We start from the raw sequence: 18,659 nt of genomic DNA on the forward strand, positions 1-18,659 counted from the left end.
CCTTGGGTCCGACCCCGCGCGACCGTATCGCCGACGAAAGGTTTACAGCAAGAGTCTTGAAACACATAGCAAGAGATTTCAGCGCCAACCTTGACGCGCGGCAACGCGGGTGGGGGTTCCGGTGACGCGGTAAACGCCACGACGAGTACGCCTCCACAACCTCCGGCACCACCGTGTACGTCGTCGGCTCCATCGCGGCGCCGGGCGGCTGGGACGCCTCGAAGGCGGTGTGGCTGTTGTCCTCCGGATACCACGAGCACTTCGCCCCTGGCCTCGACGACTGCTGGAACGTGGCGGACGCCGACGCCACCGACGCCACCTTCAACGAGATCATCCCCAGGAGCACGTCCTTCGAGTACAAGGACGTCAAGAAGGACGGCTCCGACAACGTGACCTGAAGGTCCGGGAGGAACCGCTCGTACACGGCGGGCAGTTCGTCCGGCTACACGACGGTCGACACCTGGAAGTAGCCGGCTGATGCCGTGAACACGACCCGGTCCGGCACGAGGCGGACCGGGTCAGCCACGCACGAGCGGCAGGTCCTTCAGCCTCTTGTCGACGGTGCCAGTGACAAAGACCGGGATGGGGCACTCACGCCTCACGTCGGCCCAGGAGGAGGCCAAGGCGTCCACGGTTTCCTGGAGTGTGCTGATCACCTGGCTCTCGGACATTTGGAGCGCGGGAGCGATCTTGCGGAAATGCTCCGAGGTGATCAGTTCGGATTTGACGGTTCCGCCCAATGGAAATGCGAGATTCGGGTCGGCCTGACTCTTGGGATAGGCGGTGACACAGACCAGATCGTAGGCGGGAGACAGCCGTGCCTGCTTGCCTTCTGGATAGCGGAGTGTCCAGTTCTTCAAATGCGCGTCTGCGTTTCCCATGAGGACGATGGCGACCAGACGCCGCAGGTACTCGACGGCGTCCTCGGCAGGACACACGGCCCTGATCACCCTGCCGATGCCCTCGTAGGTGGCCTTGTTGTACTTGGCCTCGGCGGACACCTCTCGGACCTGCGCGAAGTCCTCCTGATGGACCCGCCCGGCCTCGGTGCGGTCAAACCGGCGCACCGCAAGGGCGAGGGCGCCGGGCGCGATCGCACCCTCGGGCAGGTTGCGCAGATCGCTGCCCCGGACCAGCTCGGCCTCGGGCACATCGATTCCGGCTCTGCGCGCCCACTCCAGCATGGCGAACTCGTTGGCCGGCACGTCGGGAAAACGCTCGTCGGGCAGCTTCACGATCCAGTCCCCGCCGCTCCCGGTAGCCGGGAGCACCAAGGCCTTGCCGTCATGGCGCATGGAGAACTTCGGCTGCACACCAGCCAGCGAGAAGCGCAGCCCGTGGTCGTGCGCGCACTCGTCCTCCGCATCGTGATCGGGCAGTCCGTCGAGCGAGGCGTCGGGGACCACGCGCACTGCACCGGGAAGATCCTCGCCAAGGTGGCACAGCAGGGCGAAGTCATGGAGTCGACGCTTACCCAGTTCCGTGGCCACCAACTGCCGCAGGCCGCTACCGACCTCCGGAAGCAGGTTGGCGAACCATTCCGGAACGCTCCCGCTTCCGGAACGCCGCTTGCGTGGGTCCTGCTCGAAACCCTGGCCCAATACCGGGTGATCAGGGCTGAGATCGGTGTAGTCGAACCAGGTGTTTCCCTTGTGATAGCCGAGGACGCCTACCCGGCGGTCCCCCAGGAAGACCGAAGCGGTCGCGTCAGGTTGCATTGGGGGCTCCCCAGAGGTCGTCGGAGAAGAGGCTCTCGGGTTCCGGCCCGTCGGAGAAGCCCCACAGGGCCATGCTCTGGACATGGTCGGCGATCACCTTCCGAACCAACTCCGATCGGCGGCGCAGAAAGTCGTCCAGGCGTCCCTGGGCAACGAGTTCCATGCATCCGTCATCGACGCAGTGGGAACGGCGCGTCTCCGGGGTGGCGCTCGAAAGGAGTTGCGCTGCTGCCGACATGGAGAAGCCAGGGTGCACGAGTCTGTTGCCGATGGTCCTGTCAGGACTTTCCACAACCGGGAACAGCGGCGACGTACCTGTGTCAAGAAGTTCGGTCAGCAACCGAGTTCGCTCGATCCTCGTTCCTGCGGCGTGGAGGTTGTCTTCGACGTCCCGGACATCGACCAGCAGAACGGGATGCGCCGAGAGCAGGCCAAGGACGTTGATCTTCGCCTGTGCCCGGTTGAGGGCCGTCTGGGCGAGGTCAGGCTGCCACTGCTCACCACCCGGCGGCAACAACTCCAGCAGTCTGCCCGCACTGGCCACGGGGTCGTCCTCGATCGCGCTGGCGTTGCGCCGTAGCGCGACAGTGTTCCCCTGCGGAGCCGCGCCGATCGCCGAGCCGCGCCAGATCCAGCGGCGGAGCAACTCGGTGGCTCGGCCCTGGGGACGCCCGAAGAGGTGAGTGAACCGGGCAAGGACGGGCACGAACAGTGCGTACGGCAGGAGACGCATGTGGGGAATGCGAGCATCGGCTTTGAGGAACTCGACCACCAGGCGCAGGGCCTTCTCCGTGGCGGAGAACGCGGAGTGCAGATCTTCGTCGTCCTTGAACTCCTGCCGGAAGTCGCGGTCGACCTTCCCGCCGCGCAGAGCCATAACGCTCTGCATCAGTATCTGGGAGGTGAAGTCGCCGAACTCCAGAGCACGCAGACGCTCCCGCAGCGCCTCCAGGTCGGACGGCTGCACATCCAGTGGAGCGGAGTGCAGGGCCTGAAAGATCTCAGCGCGCTTCAACGTCTTGCCGAATGTGTTCATCCGGTCGAAGATCTCCCGTAGCGCCTGCTCGTCGTCGCCCTCGATCTCGTACATGGGGATCTCGTACGTGCGGATGGCCGTCGCGACAGCGTCGCACCTGTCGAAGTCCTCGTCGGTCAGCCAGTTCCGCTCACGCTGCCACGCCAGAAGCCGGCGGTTGTCACCCGCCACCCAGACAGGGAGCCAGTGGTCGGCCGGTTGCTTCGAATGCGGTGCGGACAGGAACTTCTTGTCCCGTAGATCGAAGAAGATTCGGAAGCGGCGGTCCACCGTCTCCTCGGACGCGGTGAGCGCACCGATCAGAGAGGTGAGCCGCTGCTGTCCGTCGACGACCCACAGCGCGTCGGAGCGTTCGGGCGCCTTGAGCCGGAGCTCCCCCAAGGAGATTTCGGCGGCAGGCGCGGGCTTGCGCCACATCAGCAGGTTACCGATTGGATACCCACGGAAAATGCTGTCGAACAATCGCTCGGCATCCTCGGCGTCCCAGCGGTACGACCGCTGGAACTGTGGCACTCGGATCCGTCCGCTCCGCGCCCATGCGACGAGTTCGGGCGGAGCGACGCGACTCACCTTCGGTTGGGTCACTCCGGCCAAGATCCACCTCCTGGGGCGTCCACATCGTAAGCCGACAGACCTCGGGCGACGCGGGTCACCGCAGGTCTCCCAGAGGCGTGCCGTCCTCGGTGGCGAACGCCTTCCAGCCGTTCTGCTGGTTGCCGGCCAGAGCCGTGGCAGCCGCCGACGGGGTGGTGTAGACGCTGCCGTCCTCCAGGCACAGGCCACCATCGGCCATGACGGTCACATAGTGCACCTGGTTGAGGTTGCGCCGACGCCATACCAGACGCTGGCCAACGTTCAGCCTGCCGTCCGCGAGCAGGGGGCCCAGCGCGTTGCTCCCGCCGCCCGAGGCGGCCCTGTCCAGGCCGAGGAGCTTGCGCAGTGTGCTGTTCGGCGTGTCGACGAACGGTTCAGCCAGGCTCTGGAGCTTGGCGAAGACCTCGTCGTCGACCCTGATGGTGCGCGTCATCAGCTCCCCTCGAATATTCCACTCTCGCTCGCATCACTGTCACAGTGAAAGGTACGCGGCAGGTGCGGGGAACGTCCACCCGGAAGCCGAAAGGCGGTGGAGGTCTCGGCCGCCGCCGACTGGAAGGGGACCATCACAGTGGAACGGCGGAGTCGGCTGGTACGACGTCCGTATGCCGGTCACGCCTCCGTCGCGCTCGCCGAGCGGATCGACCCAGGGGAACTGGCGTTCGCAACGCGCGTCGGCACCGCGCCTGTGGAGGTGACTGGGGAGAGCAGGACGCTCGGGGCCACGCTCACCGGCGTCGAGCCGCACATCGAGGAGTTCACCGACGCTGACCTCATTCTCGCGGCGGCCCGCGCGCCTCGGGGATCTCGCATGACGTCGCACGGCCTCGAAGCCCTGACGCCCTGCTTGGACCTGAACCACGGTCCGGTTGCTGTGGCGGGAGTCGGCCACCGTCTTCCATGCCCGGGGCTCTCTCCTCGTCGGCGGCGGCGCCGGGGACCCGGCGACGGGCGCCGCGGCCGCCGCGTTCGGCGCGTACGCCCGTGAACTCGGTCTGGTCCCCGACCGCGCGGTCCTCACCCCGGGGTGAGGACCTGGGCCGCCCGGGCTGACTCACGGTGACACTGCGCACGGGCGACCGGTGCGTCCCGTCAGCGGCACCGGAGTTCGGATCGGCCGAGCGCACCGATGGGTGGATCAGCAGGTCGGCTTGCCGACGTAGATCGCCAACGCGGTGTTGCTGCCCAGCGTGGCGGTGAACTGTCCGCTGGAGTTCACCGTCACCGGCCTGCTGCTCTGGACGTCGCAGTACGTGCCGGCCGGCAGCGAGGTCTGGTACGTGCGGGTCTGGGACGAGGACTCGTGGTTGATCGCCACATAGCCCTTGGTGCCGCGGCCGAAGGCGATCCAGTTGTTGCCGTCGTCCCACCAGTTGGTGACCGACTGGCCGCGGGTCGCGTTGCGGAAGGCCACCATGGACTTGATCTCCGGCCAGGCGTGCTGGCACTTCCAGCCGTCCTGCCAGCAGGCGTTGACCTGGCCGTTGTTCGGCGGGCCCGCGTCCGCGTCGGACCATTCGTAGCCGGAGTTGATGTCGGGGGCGCCGTAGGGCCAGGCGAGCATGAAGACGTTGGCCAGGGTGTAGTTGGCGCCGTCCTTGTAGGTGAGGGTGGAGCCGTTGCGCTCGGTGTCGTGGTTGTCGACGAAGACGCCGGCCACCGGGCTGCCGAGGTAGCCCCAGCCCTCGCCGAAGTTGGTCAGGTAGGCCAGCTTCTCGTTGTTGAAGACGCGCTTGAGGTCGTAGGCGTAGCGGAACTCCTGGACGTCCCCGTTGCCGGTGTACTCGGAGGGCTGGACCGCCTCGTTCGCGCCGTAGATGACCTCCTGCTTCCAGTAGACGGAGGGGTTGGTCAGGCGGGTCTTGATGTTCGCCAGGTCCTCGGCGGGGATGTGCTTCGCCGCGTCGATGCGGAAGCCGTCGGCCCCCAGCGAGAGCAGGTCGTTCATGTAGCCGGCGATGGTCTTGCGGACGTACTCCTCGCCGGTGTCCAGGTCGGCCAGGCCCACCAGTTCGCAGTGCTGGACGTTCCAGCGGTCCTGGTAGTTGGTGACCTGGGAGGTGCAGTCGTCGAAGTCGGGGTGCGAGTACAGGCCCGGGTAGTCGTACTTGGTGTACGCCGAGCCCCCGGTGCCGGTGCCGCTGCCCGCCGACATGTGGTTGACGACGGTGTCGACGACGACCTTCAGCCCGGCCGCGTGACAGGTGTCGATCATGTTCTTGAAGGCGGTGCGGTCGCCGAGGCGCCCCGCGATCCTGTACGACACCGGCTGGTACGAGGTCCACCACTGCGGGCCCTGTATGTGCTCGGCGGGCGGGGAGACCTGGACATAGCCGTAGCCGGCCGGGCCGAGGGTGCTGGTGCACTCGCGGGCCACCGAGGCGTAGTTCCACTCGAAGAGGACGGCGGTGACGTCCTTGGTGCCGGGCGGGGAGGCCTCGGCGATGGTCGGGTTCATGCCAACCGCGACGCCGGCCGCGAGGGCGAGCGTGGCGGCCAGGGTCCTTCTGGCCATGTGTGCTCCTGCACTTCGTTGTGCGTGTGGGGGGGGGAGAGATTGAGGGGTCAACGACCAAGGGGTGGCGTGAACGTAACCGTTACGCCAACGTTTCAGCAAGATGCAGAAAGAATTCCAACAGGCGTTTCGAGAGGGCCGGTTCGCGGCGGATCGCGGACCGGGCCCGCTCGGGGCGGGCACCGCATCGGCCGGATATCGGCGCCCCCTTGCAAGAGGACCTCGACCGCCACGAGGCCGACCGCTTCCCCGTGGCGCGGTCGGCGCAGGCGGCAGCGCACCCACATCACCGCAGCCCGGAGGACATGCGCGGGTAACGGGGACATCACGCTTGCGGGATCTCGCGGAAATTTCCTTGCAACATCTTTCGCAAGGACTTGCAGCCTTGCTACGTTCCTCCCGCGCCCGGCGGCCGTCGATTGGGACAGACGGCACCCGCGGTCCTCCCAAGGGATGATCCGGGCAATCCTCTTCTAGGAGTTCATATGCGACGAGGCATATCGATCGCCGCCGCGGTCACCGTGGTCGCCCTGGCCGCCACCGCCTGCGGCGGCTCGGACAACAAGGCCGACGGCAAGCCGAAGGACCCCAAGGACGTCTCGGGCACGATCACCTACTGGGACACCTCCGACGCGGCGACCGAAGCCCCGACGTACAAGGCCCTGATCAAGCAGTTCGAGGCCAAGTACCCGAAGATCAAGGTGAACTACCAGAGCATCCCGTTCACCGACGTCGAGCAGAAGTTCAAGTCGGCCGCCAAGAGCGGCAAGGGCGCCCCGGACGTCGTGCGCACCGACGTGGGCCTGATGGCCGAGTACGCCTCGCTGGGCTACATCGCCCCGCTCGACGGCACCCCCGCCCTGCAGAACACCTCGGACTTCAGCACGGGCGCGATGAACACGGCCAGGATCAACGGCAAGACCTACGGCGTGCCGTCGGTCACCGACACCCTCGCCCTGCTGTACAACAAGGACCTGTTCAAGAAGGCCGGCATCGCCAAGCCGCCGGCCACCTGGGACGAGTTCATCGCCGACGCCAAGACGATCAAGAAGAAGACCGGCGCGTACGGCACCTACGTCAACCCGGACTCGTACTTCCTGCTCCCGCTGCTGTACGGCAACGGCGCGGACCTGGCCGACACCTCGGCGAAGAAGATCACCATCAGCGACAGCAAGGCCGCCGCCGCGCTGGACACCGCCAAGAAGATCTACGACGAGGCGTCGATGAAGGTCGACTTCGCGAACGCCTACCAGAACATGCAGACCGCCTTCAAGGACGGCAAGGTGGCCATGCTGATCCAGGGTCCGTGGTCCGTCAGCGACGACCTGACCGGCTCGGCGTTCAAGGGCAAGGAGGCCAACCTCGGCTACGCGCCCGTCCCGGCCGGCGCCGCCGGCAAGGCGCAGGCCCCGACCGGCGGTCACGACCTCGCCGTGTACCAGGGCTCCGGCAACCTGGACGCCAGCTACCTGTTCACGCAGTTCATGACGTCCACCGAGAGCCAGATCACCATCGCGGAGAAGACCGGCACCCTGCCGACCCGCAAGTCGGCCTACACCTCCGCGGTCACCGCCGACGCCAAGATCGCCGGCTTCAGGCCGATCCTGGAGCAGACCGCCCGTCCGCGCGTCGCGCTCCCCCAGGTCGGCTCGCTGTTCACCCCGCTGCAGCAGAACTACGTGAAGATCCTGCAGGGCGACGCGTCGGTCAAGTCCGGCCTGGACGCCACCGCCAAGCAGTTCCAGCAGCTCCTGCCCGGCTACTCCATCGGCTGACCTGAACGGTCGGTAGCCGCACCGTAACCGTAGGACACGCAGCCCCGGGGAACGTTCTTTCCCCGCTGCCGCCCCGACCGGGGCTCCCCGGGGCTGCGGAACCACCCCACCTCCGCCGCGAACGAGCCGATAAGAGTCGATGAGGATGAGCACCGCAGCGAGCACGGCACAGACCGACAAGACAGCGCGGGACGACAGGTCCCCGCGCCCCGCACGCGTTTCGCGCCTGAGGCGGTCCTGGGAGAAGCACTGGTACGCCTGGGCGATGGTGACCCCCGTCGCCGTGGTGATGGCCGTGCTGGTGCTGTATCCGCTGGGGTACGGCTTCTACCAGTCGCTGACCAACGCCAACGAGTCGAACGTCGCCACCACCATCGGCGCCTTCCACCGGCCCGCCACCTACGACTTCGTCGGCCTCGACAACTACTGGCACGTCCTGTCGGGCGCGGACGGCGACTTCTACCCGCGCCTGGTGTGGACCGTGGTGTGGACGGTCTCCTGCGTCGCGCTGCAGGTCGGCATCGGCATGGGCCTCGCCGTGCTGCTCAACCGCAAGATGCGGCTGCGCGGCTTCTACCGGGCGATGCTGATCCTGCCCTGGGCCGTCCCGTCGTTCATCGGCGTCTTCGCCTGGCGGCTGATGCTGAACTCCCAGTTCGGCGTGTTCAACGAGATCATCACCGCGGTCGGCCTGCCCGCCCAGAACTGGCTGGGCACCCCGCTCGCCCAGAAGGTCGCCGTGATCATGGTGAACGTCTGGATCGGCATCCCCTTCAACATGGTCGCCGTGCTCGGCGGTCTGCAGTCGATCCCCAAGGAGCTCTACGAGGCCGCCGAGATGGACGGTGCCTCGCCCTGGCAGCGGTTCGTCAACGTCACGCTGCCCGGTCTGCGCCCGGTGTCCAACACGGTGGTCCTGCTGGGCTGTATCTGGACGTTCAACATGTTCAACGTCATCTACCTGCTGCTGGGCAACAACACCACCGGCGACACCGACATCCTCGTCACCTTCGCCTTCCGCAAGGCCTTCACCGGCATCTCGGACTACTCCGGAGCGGCGACCTACGGGATCGTCATCCTCGCCCTCCTGCTGGCCTTCTCGACCTTCTACCGCCGCAGCACCCTGAAGTCCGAGCAGGCGTAAGGAGCAACCGCCATGACCGCAGCGACCCACGAGACCCCCGCGACCGCTCCCGCCGCCACCCGTTCCCCGGCCGCGCCCTCCCGCAGGGTGCGCGGCCGTGAGGAGCGCGGCATCGCCGCGTCGATCGCCCTGCACGCCACGCTCATCCTGGCCACGGTCATCGCGGCCTTCCCGGTGGTGTGGATCCTGTTCATCTCGCTCGGCCCGAAGAACGCCTGGCAGCAGCCGAGCGAGGTGCTCAAGAACCTCAGCCTCCACAACTACAGCGACGTACTGGCCCATTCGGACCTGCCGAAGTGGTTCCTGAACACCGTCATCGTGGCCGGCGGCACCACCGCCCTCGGTGTCTTCCTCGCGGCGACCGCCGGGTACGCGGTGTCCCGGATGAGGTTCCCGGGCAGCCGGCAGCTGATGTGGACCTTCCTGGTCACCCAGATGTTCCCCAGTATCGTGCTGATCGTGCCGCTGTATCTGCTTCTGTCCGAGTTGGACCTGCTCGACAACTACCTCGGTCTGATCCTGGCGTACGCGACGACGGCGGTGCCCTTCTGCGCCTGGATGATGAAGGGCTACTTCGACACCATCCCCAAGGAGATCGACGAGGCGGGCCGGGTGGACGGCCTCACCCCGTTCGGCACCTTCTGGCGGCTGATCGTGCCGCTGGCCAAGCCGGGCCTCGCGGTGACCGCGTTCTACAGCTTCCTCACCGCCTGGGGCGAGGTCGCCTACGCCACCCAGTTCATGCAGTCCGACCACTACACGCTCGCCGTCGGCATCCGCACCTTCGCGCAGGACCAGCGGCCCGACTGGGCGTGGACCTCGGCCACCGCGATCATCATCACCATCCCGGCGGCCCTCGTGTTCATGCTCGTGCAGCGCAGCCTGGTCTCCGGACTGACCGCCGGCGGCACCAAGTCCTGACCGCCCGGCCCGGCATCCCGCACGCTTCTTCGTCGTTCCCCCCGCATCACGTAAGGGAATCCATGACCCAGCACGTCACCGACGCAGTCCCCACCGACGCCTCCTCCGCCGCCTCCGGGCGCCGGGAGTGGTGGCGCGACGCGGTCATCTACCAGGTCTACCCGCGCAGCTTCGCCGACGGCAACGGCGACGGGATGGGCGACCTGCCCGGCATCCGCTCCCGGCTGCCGTACCTGAAGCGCCTGGGTGTGGACGCCGTGTGGCTGTCCCCGTTCTACGCCTCCCCGCAGGCCGACGCGGGCTACGACGTCGCCGACTACCGGGCCGTCGACCCGATGTTCGGCACCCTGACCGACGCCGACGACCTGGTGCGCGACGCCCATGCGCTGGGTCTGAAGGTGATCGTCGATGTGGTGCCCAACCACTGCTCCGACCAGCACGAGTGGTTCAAGCAGGCGCTGCGCGAGGGCCCCGGCTCGCCACTGAGGGAGCGGTTCCACTTCCGGCCGGGCAAGGGCGCGCACGGCGAACTGCCGCCGAACGACTGGGAGTCCATCTTCGGCGGTCCGGCCTGGACCCGGGTCACCGAACCGGACGGCACCCCCGGCGAGTGGTACCTGCACCTGTTCGCCCCCCAGCAGCCCGACTTCAACTGGGACCACCCCGCCGTGCACGACGAGTTCCGCTCCATCCTGCGGTTCTGGCTGGACCTCGGCATCGACGGCTTCCGCATCGACGTGGCGCACGGCCTGGTCAAGGCGGCCGGGCTGCCGGACATCGGCCATGACGAGCAGGTCAAACTGCTCGGCACCGAGGCCGTGCCGTACTTCGACCAGGACGGCGTGCACGAGATCTACCGGGGCTGGCGCCGCATTCTCGACGAGTACCAGGGCGAGCGGATCGCGGTCGCCGAGGCGTGGACGCCGACCGTCGAGCGCAGCGCCCTGTACATCCGGCCCGACGAGCTCCACCAGGCCTTCAACTTCTCCTATCTGACCACCGGCTGGAACGCGGCGGACCTGCGCGACGTCATCGACCGCTCGCTCAGCGCCATGAACGCGGTGCACGCACCCGCGACCTGGGTGCTCTCCAACCACGACGTGGTACGGCACTCCACGCGCCTCGCGGAAGGGGACGAGGCGCGTGGTCTGCGCCGGGCCCGGGCGGCGACCCTGCTGATGCTGGCGCTGCCCGGCTCGGCGTACCTCTACCAGGGCGAGGAGCTGGGCCTGCCCGAGGTCGTCGACCTGCCCGACGAGGTGCGCCAGGACCCGGCGTTCTTCCGCAGCTCGGGCCAGGACGGCACGCGCGACGGCTGCCGGGTGCCGCTGCCCTGGTCGGGCGAGGCGCCGCCGTTCGGCTTCGGTCCCGTCGAGGGCGGCCCGAGCTGGCTGCCGCAGCCCGAGGCGTGGAAGGACCTGACCGTCGCGGCGCAGGACGGCGACCCCACCTCGACCCTGGAGTTCTACCGCAGCGCGCTGGCCGTGCGCCGCGAGCACCCGGCGCTCGGCGCCGGCCGCCAGGTGACCTGGCTGGACGCCCCGGACGGCGTGCTGGCCTTCCGCCGCGACACCGCCGACGGCTCTTTCGTCTGCATGGTCAACCTCACCGCCACTCCGGTTTCCGTGACCACTCCCGGCACCCTGCTGCTCGCCAGCGCCGATGTCCAGCCGGGCCCGGCCCGCACCGAGCTCCCGGCGGATTGCGCCATCTGGTGGGCAGTCTGAGATGCGACCGGTACAGTCCAATCCTGTGACCACACGGCTTGCCGACATCGCTGCGCAGGCGGGGGTGAGCGAAGCGACCGTCAGCCGGGTCCTCAACGGGAAGCCGGGCGTCGCAGCCACCACCCGCCAGTCCGTGCTCGCCGCGCTGGACGTGCTGGGCTACGAGCGCCCGGTGCGGCTGCGGCAGCGCAGCGAGGGGCTGGTCGGGCTGATCACGCCGGAGCTGGAGAACCCGATATTCCCGGCCCTCGCCCAGGTCATCGGACAGGCACTGACCCGTCAGGGCTACACCCCGGTGCTCGCCACCCAGACCCCGGGCGGGTCGACCGAGGACGAGCTGACCGAGATGCTCGTGGACCGTGGGGTCGCCGGGATCATCTATGTCTCCGGGCTGCACGCGGACACCACCGCCGACATGCAGCGCTATGACCGGCTGCGGGCGCAGGGCGTGCCGTTCGTGCTGGTGGACGGCTTCTCGCCGAAGGTGCAGGCGCCGTTCATCTCCCCCGACGACCGGGCCGCGATGACGCTCGCGGTGACGCATCTGGTGTCGCTCGGGCACACCCGGATCGGGCTCGCCCTCGGGCCGAAGCGGTTCGTGCCGGTGCAGCGCAAGATCGAGGGCTTCGTGCGGGCGGTGCAGGACCAGCTGGGGCTCACCGCCGAGACGGTCGAGACCGAGCTGATCCAGCACTCGCTGTACACCCTGGAGGGCGGTCAGGCCGCGGCCACGGCGCTGATCGGGCGGGGCTGCACGGCCGTGGTGTGCGCCAGCGACATGATGGCCCTCGGTGCCATACGGGCGGCCCGGCAGCGCGGTCTGGAGGTGCCCAGGGACGTGTCGGTGGTGGGCTTCGACGACTCCCCGCTGATCGCCTTCACCGATCCGCCGCTGACCACGGTCCGCAAGCCGGTTCCGGCGATGGGGCAGGCCGCGGTGCGCACCCTGCTGGAGGAAATCGGCGGGACGCCGGCACCGCACAGCGAGTTCGTGTTCATGCCGGAGTTGGTGGTGCGCGGTTCGACCGCATCGGCACCGCATGCCGCCCGCACCTCGTAGAAGGTGCGCCGCGAGCCCGGCCTTGGGATGATCGGTCGAGGAAGCCCTTTCTGGCAGACTTGATGGCTATGAGTGACTCGACCGTGACGCAGCCGGAAGGTCGCGAGGAGCTGGCCGTTCCGCAGGCCGTCACGGGCGAGGACGGACGGCTCGCACGGGGTCTCGTGGGCCGGCTGCGGCGTCCGCGGCGGCCCCGGCTCTGGTTCGAGATCCTTCTGATCGCGGTGAGTTACTGGACGTACTCACTGATCCGCAACGCCGTCCCGGAGCAGAAGGGCGAGGCGCTGCGCAACGCCGACTGGATCTGGCGCGCCGAGCACGTCCTGGGCATCGCCGTCGAGCGGTCCGTCAACCACGCCGCCGACTCGGCGACTTGGCTGATCATCGGCATGAACTACTACTACGCCACCCTGCACTTCGTCGTCACGATCGGTGTGCTGGTGTGGCTGTACCGGTGGCATCCGGGGCGCTACGCGGCGGCGCGGCTGGCGCTGTTCGCGACCACCGGTGTGGCCCTCGTCGGTTACTATCTGTGTCCGCTCGCGCCGCCCCGGTTGATGCGCGGCGGGTACTTCGTGGACACGGTCATGGTCCACCACACCTGGGGCTCGATGGCTTCCGGCGATCTGAAGCACATGTCGAACCAGTACGCCGCGATGCCGTCGATGCACATCGGCTGGTCGCTGTGGTGCGGGCTGACGATCTTCGCGCTGGCGTCCGTGCCGTGGATGCGGGTGCTGGGCCTGCTGTATCCGGCGACGACCCTCCTCGTGATCGTTGCCACGGCCAACCACTTCTGGCTGGACGCGGTGGGCGGCGTGCTGTGCCTCGCCTTCGGTTTCACGGTGGCGCGGTCGTGGTACGGCGCCGTGCCGTACGCGCTGCCGAGGATGGCGCCGGCCCGCGTGGCGGAACCGGCTCCGTCCGCTCAGTCCGCGTAGAACAGCTCCTCCACCACCGTGCGCGCCCTGCGGGTGGTACGGCGGTACGCGTCCAGCATGTCCCCGGCGTGCCCGGCGCCGTAGCCCAGGTAGCGGCCCACGGCGGCCAGCTCGCGGGGCTCGGTGGGGAAGGTGTCCCCGGCCCGGCCGCGGACCAGCATGACCGCGTTGCGCACCCGGGTGGCCAGCACCCAGGCCTCGTCCAGGGTCTCCGTGTCCTCGGAGCTGAGCAGCCCGGCCGCGCGCAGGGCGGACAGGGCCTGGCGGGTGCGGGTGGTGCGCAGGTCGGGAACGTGGTAGCCGTGCCGCAGCTGGAACAGCTGCACCGTCCACTCGACGTCCGACAGACCGCCGGGACCGAGCTTGGTGTGCAGCTTGGGATCGGCGCCGCGCGGGAGCCGCTCGGACTCCATGCGCGCCTTCAGCCGGCGGATCTCGCGGACCGCCTCCTCGCCGAGTCCCTGCCGCGGGTAGCGCAGGGGGTCGATCAGCTCGGTGAAGCGGCGGCCCAGCTCCTCGTCGCCGGCGACCGGCTCGGCCCGCAGCAGCGCCTGGGACTCCCAGACCAGGGACCAGCGGCGGTAGTACGCCTCGTACGACTTCAGGGTGCGCACCAGCGGGCCCGACTTGCCCTCCGGGCGCAGGCCGGCGTCGATGAGCAGCGGCGGGTCGGCGCTGGGCAGCTGCAGCAGCCGGCGCATCTCGGCGACGACCTTGTTCGCCGCCGCGGCCGCCTCGTGCTCGTCGACGCCGTCCTGCGGCTCGTGCACGAAGACGACGTCCGCGTCGGAGCCGTATCCCAGCTCGTGACCGCCGAAACGGCCCATCCCTATGATCGCGAAGCGGGTGGGCAGCGTGTCGCCCCAGCCGTCGCGGACCACCGCGCGCAGGGTGCCGGCGAGGGTCGCGGCGGTGATGTCGGAGACCGCGGCGCCGACCCGGTCCACCAGGGCGCCCTGGTCGGCCTCGGCGGGGCTGGTCTCGGTGCCGTAGGAGCCGACGATGTCGGCGGCGGCCGTACGGAACAGCTCGCGGCGGCGGACGCCGCGGGCCGCCGTGACGCCCTGCTCGGCGTTCTCCGCGCGGCCCACGGCGGCCAGGATCTCCTGCTCCAGGTGGGCGCGCCCGCGGGGTTCGAGGCCGCCGCCGTCACCGTCGCCGAGCAGCGCCACCGCCTCGGGGGCGCGCATCAGCAGGTCCGGGGCGAGGCGGCCGGCCGACAGCACACGGGCCAGGTTCTCGGCCGCCGCGCCCTCGTCGCGCAGCAGGCGCAGGTACCAGGGCGTCTTGCCGAGCGCGTCGGAGACCTTGCGGAAGTTCAGCAGGCCCGCGTCCGGGTCGGCGGAGTCGGCGAACCAGCCGAGGAGGACGGGCAGCAGGGTGCGCTGGATGGCCGCCTTGCGGGTCACGCCGGAGGCGAGGGCCTCCAGGTGGCGCAGGGCGGCGGCGGGGTCGGCGTAGCCGAGGGCGACGAGGCGCTCGCGGGCCGCCTCGGGGCTCAGGCGGGCCTCGCCGGGGGCGAGTTGGGCAACCGCGTCGAGCAGCGGGCGGTAGAAGAGCTTCTCGTGCAGCCGTCGTACGACGCCGGTGTGCCGCTTCCACTCGCGGTTCAGGTCGGCCACCGGGTCGGTGCGCAGGCCGAGGGAGCGGCCGAGGCGGCGCAGGTCCGGTTCCGCCGTGGGTACGAGGTGGGTGCGGCGCAGGCGGTAGAGCTGGATGCGGTGCTCCATCGAGCGCAGGAAGCGGTACGCCTCGTCCAGGCGGGCGGCGTCCTCGCGGCCGACGTAGCCTCCGGCGGCCAGGGCCTGGAGGGCGTCCAGGGTGGTGCCGCTGCGGAGGGTCTGATCGGTGCGTCCGTGCACCAACTGGAGGAGCTGTACGGCGAATTCGACGTCGCGCAGGCCGCCCGGCCCGAGTTTGAGTTCTCTCTCGATCTCGGCCGCGGGGATGTTCGCGATGACGCGGCGGCGCATCTGCTGGACGTCCGGTACGAAGTTCTCGCGCTCGGCGGCCTTCCAGACCATCGGTTCGAGCGCGTCGACGTAGGCCCGGCCCAGTTCCGCGTCGCCCGCCACCGGGCGGGCCTTGAGCAGGGCCTGGAACTCCCAGGTCTTGGCCCACCGTTGGTAGTAGGCGAGGTGGGAGGAGAGGGTGCGGACGAGGGGGCCGTTGCGGCCCTCGGGGCGGAGGTTGGCGTCCACCGGCCAGATGGAGCCCTCGACCGTGGTCTCGGAGCAGATCCGCATGAGGTGCGAGGCGAGGCGGGTGGCGGATTTCAGGGCGTGGGCCTCCGTGGTGCCGTCGGCCGCCTCCGCCACGAAGATGACGTCCACGTCCGAGACGTAGTTCAGTTCGTGGCCGCCGCACTTGCCCATCGCGATCACCGCGAGGCGGCAGGCGGCGGCGTCCTCTGGGGCGTTCGCCCGCGCCAGGGCCAGGGCCGCGCGGAGGGTGGCAGTGGCGAGGTCGGCGAGTTCGGCGGCCGTCTCGGCGACGTCCGTGGTGCCGCAGACGTCGCGGGCCGCGATGGACAGCAGACAGCGGCGATAGGCGACGCGGAGGGAGACGGGGTCGGTGGCCTCGGCCAGGCCGCGCTCGAACTCCTCGACGCCGGGGTGCAGGTCCTGCGGCTCGTAGGTGACCAGGGCGCGCCAGTCGCCCGGGTGGCGGGCCAGGTGGTCGGCGAGGGCGGCGGAGGCGCCGAGGACGCCGAGCAGTCGGTCGCGCAGCGGCTTGGCGGCGATGAGGGTGTCGAGCAGTTCCCGGTGGGCCGTCTGGCCGTCCTGGGCCTCCAGGAGGCGGACGAGGCCGTGCAGGGCGAGGTCGGGGTCGGCGGTGGCGCCGAGGGCTTCCAGGAGGACGGGGTCGTTGCGGACGGGGGCGAGTTCCGGGCCGTCGAGGAGGCGCTCCGCGGCGGAGGGGTCGGTGAAGCCGTGCCGGAGCAGGCGGGTGAAGGTACTGCTTCTGCGGCCCGGCGTCATCTCCGTGACCTCCCCTCGGGTACGGGTCTCCTGGCCAGAGCCTAACCGGAGGGGCGGGGTGGGGTGGCTGGGAGCGGGGTGAGGTGGCTGAGGGTGGGGTGGATGGGCGTGGGGCGTGGGGGCCGGTACGGGTGAGTGTCGGGGGCGGGTCCGACGCCGGGTGTGGGTCCGATGCCGGGCGCGTGTCCGGTGCCGGCTGCGGCCTGTGGGGCGTCGTCGTGGCTGGTGTTCCGCCTGTGGCCGGTTGCGGGTCGGTGCCGCGGCGGGTGGTGTCCGTCCTCGGTCCGGCGGGCTGTTTCTCAGAGGCTCGGCGAGTTCTCGTCGGCCGCTGCGGGCGGACACCACCCGTCACGTCCGCCTTTCGCCGTGCGCGGCTGTGGGACCGTCGCGGACAGGAGGTCCCGCATCGTCTGCGCCGCCTTCACCGCCGCGTCGGCGCAGCAGTTGTTGAAGAGGAGGTGGATCTCCTCGGCGGCGGACGTGAGGGCTCGGATGCGTGGGAGCCATTCGAGCAGCTCCGCGGTGGTGTAGGCGTGGCGGAAGCGGTCCTCCTTGGTGCCCGAGCCCCAGTGGCGGCTGCGGCCGTGGAAGCGGATCACCGAGAGGCGGGCCGTGGTGAGGGGGGTGGTGGGCGGCATCGAGGTCGCTAAGCCCTGCGCGGTGTCGACCGCTACGGCGGTGGCGTCGAGGTCGGTGAGGAAAGCGCTGGTGCGGTGGGCCCGGTCGGGGTGCCACCAGGCGGGGTTGCGGAACTCCACGGCGAACGGCCAGCCGCGGGCGCGGTCCCGGGCCGTGCGGATGAAGGCCTCGGCGGCGGGGCCGGGGGTGAGGGCGGGCGGGTACTGGAAGAGCAGGGTGCCGAGGTGACCGGAGGTGCGCAGGGGGGTGAGCGCCTGGGCGTAGCGGGTCCAGATCTCCTGGCGGAGGGCGTCGTCCCGGGGGTGTGCGCGGAGGTCCGGCGGGAGGGCGGAGGGGCGGGTGGGGTGGCCGGTGAGGAGGGAGAAGGCCTTGACGTCGAACCGGAAGCCGGGTGGGGTGCGGTCCGCCCACTGCTGGCAGGTCCGTTCGTTCGGGAGGGCGTAGTACGGGGAGTCGGCCTCCACCACGGGGAAGCGGCTCGCGTAGTGCCGTAGGCGGCCCTCGGCGTCCCGGTGGCCGGGCGGGTACCAGCCGCTCGCCACCAGGGCTCGGTCCGTCCAGCCGCAAGTGCCCACGAGAATCCGCGCCATGGGGGCGGGAGTACCCCTCGTTCATCCGGTCTTCACCCGCGAGGTTGGCTGATGTGGGGCGCGGGAAGGTTGACGTGTGCATGCTCTGTCCGCACCGCCAGCCCCGTCCCCCACAACCCGGAGGTTGATGTGTCCGGCAGTTCCGTGTACCGCCGTGCCCGTACCGTCGTGGCGTCCGCGGCGGCGTTCGCCGCGGCCGCGGCCGGGCTGTGGACCGGGCTCGGCGAAGAGTCCGCGCACGCCGCGGGCGCCGTGCCGAGTCCGGACCACGTGATCGTCGTGGTCTTCGAGAACCACGCGTACAGCCAGGTCATCGGCTCCTCCCGCGCCCCGTACATCAACTCGCTGAAGTCGGGAGGCGCCAGCCTGACACAGTCGTACGCCGAGACCCACCCGAGCCAGCCGAACTACTACGCGATGTTCTCCGGCGACACCCAGGGCATCACGGACGACAGTTGTGTCACGCCCGGTTTCTCCTCGGCGCCCAACCTGGCGTCCGAGGTGATCGACGCCGGCCGCACCTGGGCCAGCTACAACGAGGATCTGCCCAGCCAGGGCGACACCACCTGCGGCAGCGGCGACTACGCCCAGAAGCACAACCCGTGGTTCGGGTTCAGCAACGTGCCGACGGACAGCGCCATGACGTTCGACCAGTTCCCGACGGACTACTCGACGCTGCCCCAGATGTCGTACGTGGTCCCCAACCTGTGCAGCGACATGCACGACTGCTCGGTGTCCACCGGTGACACCTGGCTGAAGAACAACCTGGGCGCCTACGCGACCTGGGCCAAGACCCACAACAGCCTGCTCGTCGTCACGTTCGACGAGGACAATCGGCTCAGTGGGAACCGTATTCCGACGGTGCTCTACGGTCAGCCGGTGACGGCCGGGTCGTCCAGCTCCACCACCTACAACCACTACGACCTGCTGCGCACCCTGGAGGACAGCCAGGGGCTGACCTCGCACGCGGGCAACGCGGCCTCCGCCAAGGACATCACCGGCATCTGGGCGTCCTGAC

The 18,659-nt window shown here is 69.5% G+C and carries 14 protein-coding genes and 1 pseudogene; 9 read left to right on the forward strand and 6 right to left on the reverse strand.

Annotation, left to right across the window (positions count from 1 at the left end; all coding sequences use genetic code 11):
- Nucleotides 1-173: 173 nt before the first annotated feature.
- The gene (locus ABT171_RS18105) at nucleotides 174-398 is read left to right on the forward strand and encodes a CBM20 domain-containing protein (protein ID WP_351244807.1); all 225 of its coding nucleotides are present in this window, start codon (nucleotides 174-176) and stop codon (nucleotides 396-398) included.
- A 120-nt stretch (nucleotides 399-518) separates the two neighbouring features.
- Here the strand turns inward: ABT171_RS18105 and ABT171_RS18110 are convergent, their stop codons facing one another.
- The 3 genes from ABT171_RS18110 to ABT171_RS18120 form a co-directional block, all read right to left on the reverse strand.
- The gene (locus ABT171_RS18110; RefSeq protein ID WP_351244809.1) at nucleotides 519-1,718 is read right to left on the reverse strand and encodes a type II toxin-antitoxin system HipA family toxin; all 1,200 of its coding nucleotides are present in this window, start codon (nucleotides 1,716-1,718) and stop codon (nucleotides 519-521) included.
- Nucleotides 1,708-3,339 (reverse strand): DUF262 domain-containing protein, encoded by a 1,632-nt coding sequence (locus tag ABT171_RS18115; RefSeq protein ID WP_351244811.1) that lies wholly within the window; start codon nucleotides 3,337-3,339, stop codon nucleotides 1,708-1,710. The genes ABT171_RS18110 and ABT171_RS18115 overlap by 11 nt, the downstream gene beginning before the upstream one ends.
- 64 nt (nucleotides 3,340-3,403) lie before the next feature.
- Nucleotides 3,404-3,781: a DUF4357 domain-containing protein gene (locus tag ABT171_RS18120; RefSeq protein ID WP_351244813.1), complete on the reverse strand. Its 378-nt coding sequence runs from the start codon at nucleotides 3,779-3,781 to the stop codon at nucleotides 3,404-3,406.
- A gap of 168 nt (nucleotides 3,782-3,949) precedes the next feature.
- Between ABT171_RS18120 and ABT171_RS18125 the strand changes: the two are divergent.
- A pseudogene (locus ABT171_RS18125) lies at nucleotides 3,950-4,511 on the forward strand (PhzF family phenazine biosynthesis protein); the annotation flags it as partial.
- Here the strand turns inward: ABT171_RS18125 and ABT171_RS18130 are convergent.
- Entirely contained in the window at nucleotides 4,487-5,863 is a 1,377-nt protein-coding gene (locus tag ABT171_RS18130) for an alpha-amylase (protein ID WP_351244815.1), read from the reverse strand. The pseudogene ABT171_RS18125 and the gene ABT171_RS18130 overlap by 25 nt on opposite strands.
- A gap of 485 nt (nucleotides 5,864-6,348) precedes the next feature.
- On the opposite strand from ABT171_RS18130, the gene ABT171_RS18135 reads away from it, so the two are divergent.
- From ABT171_RS18135 to ABT171_RS18160, 6 genes are all read left to right on the forward strand, one after another.
- Nucleotides 6,349-7,638, forward strand: coding sequence for an extracellular solute-binding protein (locus ABT171_RS18135; protein WP_351244817.1), 1,290 nt, complete (start codon nucleotides 6,349-6,351; stop codon nucleotides 7,636-7,638).
- A gap of 139 nt (nucleotides 7,639-7,777) precedes the next feature.
- Nucleotides 7,778-8,782 carry a carbohydrate ABC transporter permease gene (locus tag ABT171_RS18140; RefSeq protein ID WP_503075612.1) on the forward strand — a complete coding sequence of 335 codons (1,005 nt, stop codon included), beginning with the start codon at nucleotides 7,778-7,780 and terminating at the stop codon, nucleotides 8,780-8,782.
- 12 nt (nucleotides 8,783-8,794) lie between these two features.
- The gene (locus tag ABT171_RS18145) at nucleotides 8,795-9,703 is read left to right on the forward strand and encodes a sugar ABC transporter permease (protein ID WP_351244821.1); all 909 of its coding nucleotides are present in this window, start codon (nucleotides 8,795-8,797) and stop codon (nucleotides 9,701-9,703) included.
- A gap of 62 nt (nucleotides 9,704-9,765) precedes the next feature.
- Nucleotides 9,766-11,430 (forward strand): glycoside hydrolase family 13 protein, encoded by a 1,665-nt coding sequence (locus ABT171_RS18150; protein WP_351244823.1) that lies wholly within the window; start codon nucleotides 9,766-9,768, stop codon nucleotides 11,428-11,430.
- Between the two features lie 25 nt (nucleotides 11,431-11,455).
- Nucleotides 11,456-12,490 carry a LacI family DNA-binding transcriptional regulator gene (locus ABT171_RS18155; RefSeq protein WP_351244825.1) on the forward strand — a complete coding sequence of 345 codons (1,035 nt, stop codon included), beginning with the start codon at nucleotides 11,456-11,458 and terminating at the stop codon, nucleotides 12,488-12,490.
- A gap of 68 nt (nucleotides 12,491-12,558) precedes the next feature.
- On the forward strand, nucleotides 12,559-13,431 hold the full coding sequence (locus ABT171_RS18160; RefSeq protein ID WP_351244827.1) for a phosphatase PAP2 family protein: 873 nt from the start codon (nucleotides 12,559-12,561) through the stop codon (nucleotides 13,429-13,431).
- Here the strand turns inward: ABT171_RS18160 and ABT171_RS18165 are convergent.
- Together ABT171_RS18165 and ABT171_RS18170 are read right to left on the reverse strand one after the other, a co-directional pair.
- The gene (locus tag ABT171_RS18165; protein ID WP_351244829.1) at nucleotides 13,419-16,412 is read right to left on the reverse strand and encodes a bifunctional [glutamine synthetase] adenylyltransferase/[glutamine synthetase]-adenylyl-L-tyrosine phosphorylase; all 2,994 of its coding nucleotides are present in this window, start codon (nucleotides 16,410-16,412) and stop codon (nucleotides 13,419-13,421) included. The genes ABT171_RS18160 and ABT171_RS18165 overlap by 13 nt on opposite strands.
- A 299-nt stretch (nucleotides 16,413-16,711) precedes the next feature.
- Complete coding sequence (locus ABT171_RS18170) at nucleotides 16,712-17,641, reverse strand: DUF72 domain-containing protein (RefSeq protein ID WP_351244831.1); 930 nt, start codon at nucleotides 17,639-17,641, stop codon at nucleotides 16,712-16,714.
- 129 nt (nucleotides 17,642-17,770) lie between these two features.
- Between ABT171_RS18170 and ABT171_RS18175 the strand changes: the two genes are divergently transcribed.
- On the forward strand, nucleotides 17,771-18,658 hold the full coding sequence (locus ABT171_RS18175) for an alkaline phosphatase family protein (RefSeq protein ID WP_351244833.1): 888 nt from the start codon (nucleotides 17,771-17,773) through the stop codon (nucleotides 18,656-18,658).
- Nucleotide 18,659: the final 1 nt, after the last annotated feature.

The sequence above is a fragment of the Streptomyces sp. NPDC001851 genome (assembly GCF_040297165.1).
In the GTDB taxonomy this organism is placed as follows: Bacteria; Actinomycetota; Actinomycetes; order Streptomycetales; family Streptomycetaceae; genus Streptomyces.

Coding starts and splice junctions, on each gene's coding strand:
- ABT171_RS18110 (WP_351244809.1), bottom strand. CDS start 1,718: ATGCAACCTGACGCGACCGCTTCGGTCTTCCTGGGGGACCGCCGGGTA.
- ABT171_RS18120 (WP_351244813.1), bottom strand. CDS start 3,781: ATGACGCGCACCATCAGGGTCGACGACGAGGTCTTCGCCAAGCTCCAG.
- ABT171_RS18165 (WP_351244829.1), bottom strand. CDS start 16,412: ATGACGCCGGGCCGCAGAAGCAGTACCTTCACCCGCCTGCTCCGGCAC.
- ABT171_RS18145 (WP_351244821.1), top strand. CDS start 8,795: ATGACCGCAGCGACCCACGAGACCCCCGCGACCGCTCCCGCCGCCACC.
- ABT171_RS18135 (WP_351244817.1), top strand. CDS start 6,349: ATGCGACGAGGCATATCGATCGCCGCCGCGGTCACCGTGGTCGCCCTG.
- ABT171_RS18150 (WP_351244823.1), top strand. CDS start 9,766: ATGACCCAGCACGTCACCGACGCAGTCCCCACCGACGCCTCCTCCGCC.
- ABT171_RS18170 (WP_351244831.1), bottom strand. CDS start 17,641: ATGGCGCGGATTCTCGTGGGCACTTGCGGCTGGACGGACCGAGCCCTG.
- ABT171_RS18130 (WP_351244815.1), bottom strand. CDS start 5,863: ATGGCCAGAAGGACCCTGGCCGCCACGCTCGCCCTCGCGGCCGGCGTC.
- ABT171_RS18160 (WP_351244827.1), top strand. CDS start 12,559: ATGAGTGACTCGACCGTGACGCAGCCGGAAGGTCGCGAGGAGCTGGCC.
- ABT171_RS18140 (WP_503075612.1), top strand. CDS start 7,778: ATGAGGATGAGCACCGCAGCGAGCACGGCACAGACCGACAAGACAGCG.